Source organism: Streptosporangium sp. NPDC003464, from assembly GCF_053588315.1.
On record NZ_JBSFPS010000293.1, the window covers coordinates 1 to 12,259 of the forward strand.

General features: G+C 73.1%; 11 protein-coding genes. 7 read left to right on the forward strand and 4 right to left on the reverse strand.

Annotated elements, in window-relative coordinates; genetic code table 11:
- On the reverse strand, positions 1 to 857 hold an 857-nt coding region (locus tag ACWDS7_RS40770; RefSeq protein WP_451933636.1), incomplete at its 3' end, for an ABC transporter substrate-binding protein.
- 325 nt (positions 858 to 1,182) lie between these two features.
- Here ACWDS7_RS40770 and ACWDS7_RS40775 point away from each other — a divergent pair.
- Genes ACWDS7_RS40775 through ACWDS7_RS40790 form a run of 4 tightly spaced genes read left to right on the forward strand, consistent with a single transcriptional unit; the run spans position 1,183 to position 5,396 of the window.
- On the forward strand, positions 1,183 to 2,079 hold the full coding sequence (locus tag ACWDS7_RS40775) for a TauD/TfdA family dioxygenase (protein ID WP_451933637.1): 897 nt from the start codon (positions 1,183 to 1,185) through the stop codon (positions 2,077 to 2,079).
- A complete protein-coding gene (locus tag ACWDS7_RS40780) occupies positions 2,079 to 3,023 on the forward strand; it encodes an ornithine cyclodeaminase family protein (protein ID WP_451933638.1) in 945 nt (314 codons plus the stop codon). Before ACWDS7_RS40775 ends, ACWDS7_RS40780 begins: the two co-directional genes overlap by 1 nt.
- On the forward strand, positions 3,014 to 4,324 hold the full coding sequence (locus tag ACWDS7_RS40785) for an alanine racemase (RefSeq protein ID WP_451933639.1): 1,311 nt from the start codon (positions 3,014 to 3,016) through the stop codon (positions 4,322 to 4,324). The genes ACWDS7_RS40780 and ACWDS7_RS40785 overlap by 10 nt, the downstream gene beginning before the upstream one ends.
- Before the next feature lie 31 nt (positions 4,325 to 4,355).
- Entirely contained in the window at positions 4,356 to 5,396 is a 1,041-nt protein-coding gene (locus tag ACWDS7_RS40790; protein ID WP_451933640.1) for a cysteine synthase family protein, read from the forward strand.
- Here ACWDS7_RS40790 and ACWDS7_RS40795 read toward each other — a convergent pair.
- Positions 5,388 to 5,828, reverse strand: a complete 441-nt coding sequence (locus tag ACWDS7_RS40795) for a DUF2267 domain-containing protein (protein ID WP_306875151.1) — start codon at positions 5,826 to 5,828, stop codon at positions 5,388 to 5,390. The two genes, ACWDS7_RS40790 and ACWDS7_RS40795, sit on opposite strands and share 9 nt — an antisense overlap.
- A gap of 116 nt (positions 5,829 to 5,944) precedes the next feature.
- Complete coding sequence (locus tag ACWDS7_RS40800; RefSeq protein WP_451933641.1) at positions 5,945 to 6,646, reverse strand: phosphoribosyltransferase; 702 nt, start codon at positions 6,644 to 6,646, stop codon at positions 5,945 to 5,947.
- 213 nt (positions 6,647 to 6,859) lie between these two features.
- On the opposite strand from ACWDS7_RS40800, the gene ACWDS7_RS40805 reads away from it, so the two are divergent.
- From ACWDS7_RS40805 to ACWDS7_RS40815, 3 genes are read left to right on the forward strand one after another with little or no spacing between them, the layout of a single operon-like run.
- Positions 6,860 to 7,360 carry a 2Fe-2S iron-sulfur cluster-binding protein gene (locus ACWDS7_RS40805; RefSeq protein ID WP_451933642.1) on the forward strand — a complete coding sequence of 167 codons (501 nt, stop codon included), beginning with the start codon at positions 6,860 to 6,862 and terminating at the stop codon, positions 7,358 to 7,360.
- The gene (locus tag ACWDS7_RS40810; protein WP_451933643.1) at positions 7,357 to 8,343 is read left to right on the forward strand and encodes an FAD binding domain-containing protein; all 987 of its coding nucleotides are present in this window, start codon (positions 7,357 to 7,359) and stop codon (positions 8,341 to 8,343) included. Before ACWDS7_RS40805 ends, ACWDS7_RS40810 begins: the two co-directional genes overlap by 4 nt.
- Positions 8,340 to 10,427 (forward strand): xanthine dehydrogenase family protein molybdopterin-binding subunit, encoded by a 2,088-nt coding sequence (locus ACWDS7_RS40815; RefSeq protein ID WP_451933644.1) that lies wholly within the window; start codon positions 8,340 to 8,342, stop codon positions 10,425 to 10,427. The genes ACWDS7_RS40810 and ACWDS7_RS40815 overlap by 4 nt, the downstream gene beginning before the upstream one ends.
- Before the next feature lie 154 nt (positions 10,428 to 10,581).
- Here the strand turns inward: ACWDS7_RS40815 and fdhA are convergent, their stop codons facing one another.
- Positions 10,582 to 11,805 carry a formaldehyde dehydrogenase, glutathione-independent gene (gene fdhA, locus ACWDS7_RS40820; protein ID WP_451933645.1) on the reverse strand — a complete coding sequence of 408 codons (1,224 nt, stop codon included), beginning with the start codon at positions 11,803 to 11,805 and terminating at the stop codon, positions 10,582 to 10,584.
- Between the last annotated feature and the right edge of the window lie 454 nt (positions 11,806 to 12,259).

Consider the following 12,259-nt stretch of genomic DNA (forward strand, 5'->3'; position numbering starts at 1 on the left):
GCGGTGCGCATCACGATCGGCATGGCCATGTCGTCGGGGCGGCGGATCACCTGGACACCGTCCCTGCCCTCGGCGGTGCGGGCGGCGACCGCGCCCACGTTGGAGGCCAGGTCGATCTGGCCGGTCAGCATGGCGTTGGCCATGGCCTGCGGCGACTCGAACATCCGCACCTCGATGGCGTCCAGCGGCGGCCGACCGCCGTGCCAGGAGTCGTTGCGGACCAGGCGGGCGCTGCCGTTCCGGAAGGACTCCAGGCGGAACGGGCCGGTGCCCGGCGCCCCCGCCACGTCCTTGGTGTCCTCCTTCAGCGTGAAGGTGGTCAGCCGGGCCAGCAGCGGCACCTCGCTGTTGGGGTAGGCGCTGGTGAGCGTCACGGCGTTGCGGCCGTCGGCCCTGATCCCGCCGGCCTCGATGCCGGGCAGCCGGGTCGCGCCGGCCGGTGTGGCGCGCAGCCTCCGCAGCGACCAGGCCACGTCGGCACCGGTGACCGGCGTCCCGTCGTGGAAGGTCGCGCCCTCGGCGATCGTGAAGCGCCACCGCTTCAGGTCGTCGGACTCCCAGCGGGCGGCCAGCCGGGGGGCCACGTTGGGCCGGTCCCCGGGGACGGTCAGCGCGTCGTGGACCAGCGCGAGGATGAGGTAGTCGCTGTCGTTGACCTGGACGCCGTGCGGGTCGCGGGTGACCGCGGACGCCTTGCCGACGGCTCCCACCCGCAGGGTGCCGCCGGATCTGGGCGGACCGGCCGGGGGCGTGGCTCCGGCGGCGGCCCGCCGGGGTCCGGAGCCGCAGGCCGACAGCAGCAAGGCCGCCCCCAGTCCTCCTCCGGTCGCCAGGATCCGTCTCCTCGTCAGCTCCACCTCCGGCTCCTCCCTTACGGCGTCATTAAGGTTTGCCTACCCTAATTTTTTCGCCAACTCAAGGCCGGAAATGTCCGCTTCGATGCATATTTGCAGATCACGAGCTTATGACGGAGAGATTATATTTTTATAACTTAGGCAAGGCTTGCCTTATCAATTCTTGGTGGACTAGCGTCCCATTCCATCGATCGACACCCATGAACTCCGGGACCGGAACGTCATCTCTCGACGGACCAAGGCGGTAATCCAGGTGTGCTCCAACCCGACCCCTGTCCGAGAAATCGGACCTGACACGCTCATCAACCGGGCAACTGCCCTTGTATCGATGTATGAAACGGCGTCGAACCCTGAACTGATCCAGCACCTCCCAGAGGCGGCCGCCGACCTCGGGGACCTCTGCCCCCCGCCCGCCCCGGCCACCGGCCTGTACGTCCTGCGCGGCCTGCCCGTCGACGACGCCGGCCTCGGCGCGACCCCGCCGCACTGGTCGGACGCCTCCCCCGAACGCACGGCCGTCTGGGACGTCGCCATGCTGCTGCTGGCCGCCACCGCCGGCCGGCCGTTCGGCTGGGAGGGACAGCAGGACGGGCGGCTGGTGCACGACATCGTGCCGAGCCGCGGCCACGAGCACGGGCAGACCGGCGCGAGCAGCACGGTCACGCTCGCCGCGCACAACGAGGACGCCTTCCACCACAGGCGCGCCCACCTGATGCTGCTGGGCTGCCTGCGCAACCCCGACCGGGTGGCGACCAGCGCCGCGGCCGTGCGCCACACCGATCTCGACGGGGCCGACATCGAGACGCTGTCGGCCCCCGTCCTGCCCATCCTCCCCGACGACGCCTACGACGAGGCCCGGGGCTCCGCCCTCGAACCCCCCAGGGTCCCGACCCTGTGGCAGGGCGAGGACGGACTGTGCCTGCGCTTCGACCCCGCCTACACGCCACTGGAGCAGGCGGGCCCCGGCTACCGGGCCGCCTACGGGCGGCTCGGCCGCGAGCTGGAGCGGGTCAGGACCGGCGTGCGGCTCGACCCCGGCGACGTGCTCGTCATCGACAACGACGCGGTCGTGCACGGCCGCGAGCCGTTCCGCGCCCGCTACGACGGCACCGACCGCTGGCTCAAGCGGGTCAACGTCCGCCTGCCCGACCGCGCCCGCCCGCCGGCCGAGGCCACCGAGCACGGGTACGGCCAGCGGCCGATCGATCCCTGCCAGGAGCGGTGATGCGGGTTCTGAGCAGGAGCGACCTGGCCAAGGTGGAGCTCGGGCCGGCCGAGGTGATCGCGGTGGTGGAGGAGGCCTACCGCGCCCTGGCCGCCGGACTGTCGGCCAATCCGAGCAAGCTGACGCTGCAGCCGCCCGACGGGCACTCGGTGTCCTACGCCATGCTCGGCCGGGACGGCACCCGCGGGGTGGTCGCCTTCAAGACCTCATACCGGTTCCACCCCCGGCGGGAGTGCTACTACACCTCGCTGACGCTCTACGACGACGTCTCCGGGCGGCCCGTCGCCCTGATGGACTGCGGCGGGATCGGCGCGATGCGCACCCCGGCGGCGTCGGCGCTGCTCGCCCGTGAGTGCGCCGCCCCCGGCAGCCGCAGCGCCCTGGTGATCGGCACCGGGGTGCAGGGGCGGCAGGCCCTGCCGTACCTGACGGCCGCGATGCCCGAGCTGGAACGGCTCATGGTCTTCGGCACCCACCCCGACGGGCTGCGCGCCGTACGGGACTCGGTGCCCGGGCGCGAGGTGGAGGCCGTGCCGGACCTGCGGGCCGCGGCGGCGGAGGCCGACGTGGTGCTCGCCGTCGCCGGCCCCGCCACCACCGCGGCGGTGGAGGCGGACTGGCTCCGGCCGGACGCGCTGTGCGTCCTGGTCGGGTACGGCCTGGCCCCCTCGACCCTGCACCGGGCCGGCCGCGTGCTGGCCACCAGCGCCGCGCAGATGGCGGTGACCGGCACCGACCTGGCCGACGAGCACGGCGTGCTGCGCCCGGTGGACGCCGAGCTGCCCGACGTGCTCGCCGGCCGGGCCGAGGCGCGGACCGGCGGCGGGCAGCGGATCTTCGCCTACAACAGCGGCCTGGTGATCACCGACATCGCGCTCGGCCACCACTTCGCGCGGGTGGCCGGGGAGCGCGGGCTCGGGCAGGTGATCGACCTGTGGGACTGAGCGCGCCCCTGCCCGCCAGGCTGTCGGAGCCGGCGCGCACCCTGCTCGGCAAGGGATCCGGGCTGCTGCGGGAGCTCGCCTACGGCCTGCGCGGCCCCTACCACGTGCTCCTGCCCGACCGGTTCGCGGCCAACCTGACCGCCTTCCTGGAGGTGCTGGAGGAGACCGGCGTCACCGGCGAGGTCCACTACGCCAAGAAGGCCAACAAGGCGGCGTGCTGGATCGAGACCTGCGCGGAGCTCGGCGCGGGAGTGGACGTGGCCAGCGTGCCGGAGCTGCGGGACGCGCTGGGCCACGGCGTGCGCGGCACGCGGATCGTGGTGACGGGCCCGGCCAAGTCGGACGACCTGCTCCGCCTGGCCGTACGGCACGACTGTCTGATCACCGTGGACGCCCTCGACGAACTGGACCGGGTCGCCGCACTGGACGGCGCGCGGATCATGCTGCGCGTCACGCCGCCGAGCCAGCCGCACAGCCGGTTCGGCATGACGCCGCAGGAGCTGGAGCGGGCGCTGGAGCGGTGCGGGCCGCCGCGCCTGGAGGGGTTCAGCTGCCACCTGTCCGGCTACGAGGTGGGGCCCCGCGCCGAGATGGCCGCCCTGCTGCTGCGCTGGTGCGAGCGGGCGCGGGCCCGGGGCATCCCCGCCACCCGCATCAGCGTCGGCGGCGGGTTCGCGGTGGACTACCTGGCGGCCGAGGACTGGCGGCGCTTCACCGACGATCCCGCGCACTTCCACGCCGGCAGGCGGTTCGACGGGTTCTACCCCTACCACTCACCGGTGGCCGGGGCGGCGGCGCTGCGCGCGGTGCTGGCGGCCAGGCCCGGCGGCGGGAGCGCGGACGTGGCGGCCCTGCTGCGCGGCTCCGGGGTCACGCTGATCCTCGAGCCGGGCCGTGCCCTTCTCGACCAGGCGGGCTTGACGGTCTTCCGGATCCAGGGCGTCAAGGACGCGCGGCACGGCAGGGAGTACGGGATCGTCACCGTGGACGGCACCAGTCTGAGCCTGTCCGAGCAGTGGTTCAACAGCGAGTTCCTGCCCGAGCCGATCCCCGTCCCGGCGCGGGAGGGGCCGGCGTCGGAGTCCTGCGTGGGCGGGGCGAGCTGCCTGGAGTCCGACATGCTCACCTGGCGCAGGATCACCCTGCCCGGTCGGCCGAGGCGCGGGGACCTGCTCGTCTACCCCAACACCGCCGGATACCAGATGGACTCCAACGAGTCGCCGTTCCACGGGCTGCCGCTGCCGCCCAAGGTCGTGGTGAACGCCGACGGGAGCTGGCGGCTGGACCGGCCGCCGACCTGACCGGACCTGCCCGACCAGCCCGACCAGAGGAGTGATCACACTGCGGATCGTACGGAAAGTCACCGACCTGATCGGCCGGACGCCCCTGCTGTCGCTGTGCCAGGGCTACTCCGGCAGCCGGCTGCTGCTGAAGCTGGAGCAGTTCAACCCGCTCGGCACCGCCAAGACCCGGATGGCGCTGGAGATGGTGCGCGAGGCCGAACGCCGGGGCGCGCTCCGTCCCGGCGGCCACATCATCGAGTCCACCTCGGGCAACACCGGCCTGGGGCTCGCGCTGGTGGCCGCCGAGCGCGGCTACCGCTTCACCGCCGTGGTGGACGGGCACGCCTGCCCCGACAAGCTGCGGGCGATGCGGGCGATGGGCGCGGAGCTGGTGTACGTCACCGGCGACGGCGAGCTGGCCACCGCGGCGCGCGAGGAGCTCGCGGCCCGGCTCGCCAAGGACACCGACGGCGCGGTCTTCACCGAGCAGCACAACAATCCCAGCAACGCCGGGGGGTACCGGGCGCTGGCCCGCGAGCTGGCCGAGGCACTGCCGGAGGGCGTCGACTACCTGATCGGCGCGGTGGGCACCGGGGGGTCGCTCTGCGGGACGGGCCGCGAGCTGCGCCGCACCATGCCCGGCGTACGGATCGTCGGGGTGGAGCCGGTGGGCTCCATCGCCTTCGGCGGCCCCGGCGGCCCCTACCACCAGTCGGGCACCGGCACCCCGCCGGGCGCGCCGATCGGGGCGCTGGTCGACTTCGACCTGATCGACGAGGGGCGCAAGGTCTCCGACCGCCGGGCGTTCGGCACCGCACGCGCGCTGGCCCGCCGTACCGGCCTGCTGGTCGGCGGGTCGGCGGGCGGGGTGGTCCACGAGGCGCTGCGCCTGATGACCTCCGTGCCGCCGGGATCCACGGCCGTGGCGGTGGTCAACGACACCGGGGAGAAATACCTCGACACCGTCTTCGACGACGCGTGGATGGCCGGGCACGACCTGCTCGACCCCGGCGTGGAGCGCGAGGTGGGCGAGCTGCTGGCCGAGCTGTCGCCCGAGCTGTCGTCCGAACTGCCGTCCGGCCTACGCTAGGACGGCGGCCAGGTCCTTGGGCACGATCGACTTGATGTCCTCCCACCCCTCTTCGCCGATGTGCTCCCGCAGCGCGTGGACCACCGTGTGGATCAGCCGCTCGGCGTCGCCGCCGATCTCCTCCAGGATCTTGTCCGGGAGCCTGCCGCGCACCCGGGCGACGAACTCCGCGGCGTCCATCCTGATCGGGGCGCGGCCGGGATCCCAGGAGCCGTAGTAGATGCCGCGGGTCAGCATCGGCAGCCGGGAGCCGAAGCGGGCGATCTCGTCGACGGTGAGGCGGTCGCGGAGGGTGTGCAGGACCACCCGGAGCGCGGTGTAGGAGCGGTTCCTGCGCGCCTTCGGCCATCCGTAGGCGTCCTCGACCATCTTGAGAACGCGGTTCGTCTTGTCCACGGCGGTGTCGAAGGCCGGGAAACCCGTTTCGACCATCCGACTCATCTCCCTCCCCTTGAACTGCTCGGGCGGCGGACGGGCGGGTGCCGGGCCCCTCCCCCTCCTCCGGTGCCCGCCGGGCCCCGCGCGCCGGCGCCGGACCCGCCCGGCCGCTACGCGCCGGCGCCGGACCCGCCGGGACTCTGCGCGCCGGCGCCGGGTCCGCCGGCCTCCGAGGCGGCCCGGAGAAGCTCCCGCACCTCCGTGTCGCCTGTCTGGGTGAAGTCCACGTAAGCCTGCCCGACCGCGAAGAAGGGCGACGGCGTGCTGGCGCAGACCACCTCGTCGACCAGCTCCGCCAGCTCCTGGCAGGTGGAGGCGGGCGCGGCGGGGACGGCGGCGACGATCCGCGCCGGCCGCAGCGGGCCCAGGGCGTGGATGGCCGCGCGCATGCTCGCACCGGTCGCGAGACCGTCGTCGACCACGATGAGGGTCTTGCCGGCGAGGTCGGGCATGGTCCTCGCCTCCCGGTAGAGCCGCTCCCGCCGGCGCATCGCGCGCCGCTCCCGTTCGGCCGCCTCCTCGACGGTCTCCGGTGAGAGGCCGCGGCCGTCGATGATGTCGTCGTTGAGCACGATCACGCCGCCGTCGGCGATCGCCCCCATCGCCAGCTCCTCGTGGCCCGGGACGCCGAGCTTGTGGACGAGGAAGACGTCGAGCGGGGCGGCGAGGGCCCTGGCGATCTCGTAGGCCACCGGCACCCCGCCCCGGGGCAGTCCCAGGACGACGACGCCGGGCTGGTCCCGGTAGTGCGCGAGGAGACCGGCCAGAACGCGGCCGGCGTCCCGGCGATCCTGAAACAGGCGATCCGTCATGGCTACCGCCTCCCCATTTGGAGCATTCCTTTATCCCCATTTAATGGCAACCTAAACTTTTAACGCCATCCTAAATTAGAGCACTCCGGACATTCGGCGGAGAGGTCAAACCTCCGTTGGTGAAATCGGGGAAATCCCAGGCAGACAATCGGGTAGGGAAGCGCCATGAATGACGAAGCCGATACGACACGATGGGATGTCCCGACTCCGGTCATGGTGGACATCCGGCTTTCGGTCAACCGTAATGACTATCCGGTCACCGTGGACACCCGGGAGACGCTCCTCGACACCCTCCGCGAGCAGCTCGACCTGGTCGGGGCGAAGAAGGGCTGCGACCACGGGCAGTGCGGGGCCTGCACGGTGCTGGTGGACGGGCGGCGGGTGAAGTCCTGCCTGACGCTGACGGTGACCCTCGACGACCGGGAGATCACCACCGTCGAGGGGCTGGCCGAGGGGGACACGCCGCACCCGCTGCAGGCGGCGTTCATCGAGCACGACGCCTTCCAGTGCGGATACTGCACGCCCGGACAGCTCTGCTCGGCGGCCGGGATGCTGGCCGAGGTCCGGGCGGGATGGCCGAGCGCGGTCACCGCGGACCTGAACGCCGCGCCGCGCCTGGACGACGACGAGATCCGCGAGCGGATGAGCGGCAACCTCTGCCGCTGCGGCGCCTACGTCAACATCGTCACCGCGATCGGGGAGGTGGCACGGTGAGGCCCTTCGTCTACCGGCGGGCCACGGACGCGCGATCAGCCGTGGCCGCGCTGGAGGAGCAGCCCAACGCCATGTACCTGGGCGGCGGCACGAACCTGGTGGACCTGATGCGCCTGGGCGTCGCCTCGCCCGAGGCGTTGGTGGACGTCACCCGGATCGCCCCCGACACGGTCGAGGAGACCCCGGACGGCGGCCTGCTGATCGGCGCGGGCGTCCGCAACAGCGATCTGGCCGCCCACCCGGCCGTGCGGCGGCGCTACCCGATGCTCGCCGAGGCGGTGCTGTCCGGGGCTTCGGGGCAGATCCGCAACATGGCCACGGTCGGCGGCAACCTGCTGCAGCGCACCCGCTGCTCCTACTTCCAGGACGTCTCCAAGCCGTGCAACAAGCGGCGGCCCGGCTCCGGCTGCCCGGCCGTCGAGGGTGACCACCGCAACCTGGCGATCATCGGCCACTCCCCCGCCTGCGTGGCCACCCACCCCTCGGACATGGCCGTGGCGCTGGCCGCGCTCGGCGCGGGCGTGCGGGTGGAGGGACGGAGCGGGGCCCGCCGGGTGGCGATGCCCGGCCTGCACCGGCTGCCCGGCGACGAGCCGGACCGCGACACCGTGCTGGATCCGGGCGACCTGATCACCGCGGTGGAGCTGCCGGCGCTGCCGGCCGCGGCCCGGTCGCGCTACCGCAAGGTCCGGGACCGGGCCTCGTTCGCGTTCGCGGTGGTGTCGGTGGCGGCGGCGCTGGAGGTCGCCGACGGCACGGTCCGCGACTGCCGGATCGCCTTCGGCGGGATCGCCCACGTGCCCTGGCGGGCCGAGCTCGCCGAGGAGGCGCTGCGCGGGGCCCCCGCCACCGCGGCCGAGTTCGCCCGGGCGGCGGACACCGAGCTGGCCCGGGCACGGCCGCTGCGGGAGAACGGATTCAAGGTGCCGCTCGCCCGGAACGTGCTGGTCCGCACCCTCACCGAACTCGTGGAGACGCCATGACCACCACGACCCCGTCGTACGTCGGCTCGGCACTCGACCGGGTGGAGGGCCTCGACAAGGTCACCGGCCGTGCCCGGTACGCCGCCGAGCACTCCCCGCGGGACCTGGCCTACGCGGTGCCGGTGCAGGCCACCGTCGCCCGCGGCGAGATCCAGTCCGTGGACGTCGACGCCGTCCTCAAATACCCGGGCGTGATCGCCGCCATCTGGTACGGCAACGCCCCCAGACTGGCCCCCGCCGACGACGCCGAGCTGGCCGTGCTCCAGTCGCGGCGGGTCGCCTACCGCGGCCAGTACGTCGCCGTCGTGGTGGCCGAGACGCTCCAGGGGGCCAGGGAGGCGGCCGGGCTGGTGCGGGTGGAGTACGCCGTCGAGCCGCACGACGTCGAGCTGCGCGCCGACCACCCGGGGCTGTACCGGCCGGACCACGTCAACCCGGCCTTCCCCACCGACACCGAGCAGGGTGATCCGGACGCGGCCCTCGCCGCCGCCCCGATCGTGCTGGAGGCGACCTACAGCACCCCGGCCGAGCACAACAACCCGATGGAACCGCACGCGACGGTCGCCGTCTGGGACGGCGACGGGCTGACGCTCCACGACTCCACCCAGGGGGCGCCGGCGGTCCGCGACACCGTCGCGTCGCTGTTCGGCATGCCGCCGGCGAACGTCCGGGTGATCTCCCCGCACGTGGGCGGCGGCTTCGGGTCCAAGGGCGCCCCGCACCCGCACGTGATCCTCGCCGCGCTCGCCGCCAAGCAGACCGGCCGCCCGGTCAAGCTCACCGTGACCCGGCAGCAGATGTTCGCGGTGACCGGCTACCGCACGCCCACGATCCAGCGGGTACGGCTCGGCGCGGACACCGACGGGCGGCTGACCGCGATCGTGCACGAGGCGTTCGAGCAGAGCTCCACGATCCGGGAGTTCGCCGAGCAGACCACCGTGCCCACGCGGATGATGTACGCCGCGCCCGGCCGGCGCACCAGCCACCGGCTGGTCCGGCTCGACGTCCCCACCCCGGCCTGGATGCGCGCGCCCGGCGAGACCCCGGGCATGTTCGCGCTGGAGTCGGCGATGGACGAGCTGGCGATCGCCTGCGGGCTCGACCCGGTCGAGCTGCGGATCCGCAACGAGCCGGAGATCGACCCGGAGAGCGGGCTGCCCTTCAGCTCCCGGAACCTGGTGGCCTGCCTGCGCGAGGGGGCGCGGCGGTTCGGGTGGGCCGGGCGCGATCCCGCGCCGCGGATCCGGCGCCGGGGCCGGCTGCTGGTCGGGACCGGGGTGGCGGCCTCCACCTACCCGGTCTACCGGAGCCCCTCCCGGGCGAGCGCCCGCGCCGAGCCGGACGGCCGCTTCACCGTGCGGATCGCCGCCACCGACATCGGCACCGGCGCCCGGACGGTGCTCACCCAGATCGCCGCCGACGCGCTGCGCACCTCGGCGGACCGGGTCCGGGTGGAGATCGGCGACAGCGCGCTGCCCACCGCCTCCCTGGCCGGCGGGTCGATGGGGACCGCCTCGTGGGGCACGGCCGTGGTGCGGGCCTGCGAGGCGCTGCGGGAGGAGCTCGACCGGCGGGGCGGGGACCCGGCCGGCGGCGTCGAGGCGGACGCCGACACCACCGAGGAGATCAACGGGCAGCGGCGGCTCGCGCGGCACGCCTTCGGCGCCCAGTTCGCCGAGGTGGGGGTGGACGCCGACACCGGGGAGACGCGGGTGCTCCGGCTGCTCGGGGTGTTCGCCGCCGGGCGGATCGTCAACCCGAAGACCGCGCGCTCGCAGTTCGTCGGCGGCATGACGATGGGGCTGTCGATGGCCCTGCTGGAGGAGAGCGTCATGGACCGCGAGTTCGGCGACTACCTCAACCACGACTTCGCCCAGTATCACATCGCGGCCTGCGCGGACGTGCGCGACGTCGAGGCGTTCTGGATCGAGGAGGACGATCCGCACCTCAACCCGATGGGTTCCAAGGGCATCGGCGAGATCGGCATCGTCGGCACCGCCGCGGCGGTCGCCAACGCGGTCCACCACGCCACCGGCGTCCGGATCCGCGACCTGCCGATCCGCCTCGACAAGCTGGTCGGGTAGGGCCGCACGGGGACTCGTCTTCGCGCGCCCGGGGGCTCCTCTCCGCTCTCCGCGCCGCCCGGGACTCCTCTCCGCGCGGCCGGGGACCCCTCTCCGCGCCGCCACGCGCTCCCTCGTCGGGGCGCGTGGCGGCGCCCTCGTGACGGGCCGCGGCCTAGGTGGACTTGGCCAGCATGTCGTTCGGGTCCAGCACGTACTTGCGCGCCGCGCCCTTGTCGAATTCCTCGTAGCCCCGCGGGGCCTGGTCGAGCGAGATCGGCGTGGCGTTGACCGCCTTCGCGATCTGTACCCTGTCGTGCAGGATCGCCATCATCAGCTGGCGGTTGTACCGCATGACGGGGCACTGGCCGGTGGTGAAGGCCAGCGACTTGGCCCAGCCGAGACCGAGCCTGATCGACAGGGATCCCACCTTGGCCGACTCTTCCGCGGCCCCCGGGTCACCGGTCACGTACAGGCCGGGGATGCCGAGCGCGCCGCCCGCGCGGGTGAGGTCCATGAGCGAGTTGAGCACCGTGGCGGGGTGTTCCGTGGCCGCCTCGGCACCGTGGCCGCGGGCCTCGAAACCGACGGCGTCGACGGCGCAGTCCACCTCGGGTTCGCCGAGGATCTGCTCGATCTGGTCCTTCGGCTCGCCCTCGGACACGTCGATGGTCTCGCAGCCGAAGCTGCCGGCCTGGGCCAGACGCTCCTTGTTCAGGTCGCCGACGATGACCACGGCGGCCCCGAGCAGGAACGCCGACGTCGCCGCGGCGAGCCCGACCGGACCGGCGCCCGCGATGTAGACGGTCGACCCCGGCTTCACCCCGGCGGTGACGCAGCCGTGGAAACCGGTCGGGAAGATGTCCGAGAGCATGGCCAGGTCGAGGATCTTCTCCATCGCCCTGTCCTTGTCCGGGAACTTCAGCAGGTTCCAGTCGGCGTAGGGGACGAGCACGTAGTTGGCCTGCCCGCCGACCCAGCCGCCCATGTCGACGTAGCCGTACGCCGAACCGGCCCGGTCCGGGTTGACGTTCTCGCAGACTCCGGTCTTGCCCTCCTTGCAGTTGCGGCAGCGGCCGCAGGCGATGTTGAACGGTACGGAGACGAGATCGCCGACCTTGACGAACTCCACGTCCGGGCCTGTCTCGATGATCTCGCCGGTGATCTCGTGACCAAGGGTCAGACCTGTCGGCGCGGTGGTGCGGCCGCGGACCATGTGCTGGTCGCTGCCGCAGATGTTCGTCGCGACGGTCTTGAGGATCGCCCCGTGCGGGACCTTGCGCCCCACGTTGGCCGGGTTGACCCCCGGGCCGTCCTTGAGCTCGAATTCGGGGTAGGCGATCTCCTGGACCTCGACCTTGCCGGGTCCCTGGTAGGTGACGCCTCTGTTGTCCGGCATGACGTTCCCCCTCCTTCGCCGGAAGCGCCGGCCGGACGGCCGTCCGCCGCTGTCACGGGACCGTACGGGCCGCCTGCCCGCGTCCGGTACCCCCGGACACGTGACCGGCGGCTGCGACGGGCGCCGCGGACGGGGACGGGACGGAGCCGAGTCCGGCGTGGTCCGGCGTGCCGTTTCCCGTGAGGGGGGGCGGCGGCCGGGCCCGGGCGGGGAAAGCCATGGCCTCCATGGCCTCCGAGCGGCCTTCCCGGCGGGTAGCCGGCCATCGCAACCCCCGACGACGGTGGTTCTTTCCCCAGGTCAAAGTACATACCCGACGACTACTCCAGTAACCGGGCAATCTCCTCACGGAGCCGGATACCGGCCTCCCGACTGACCGGCCGGGCGGCAGCAGGTCCTCAACGCCGAGAAGACCGGCGGCGGGCTCGTCCCCCTGGTGTTCCACCGGGTCTGC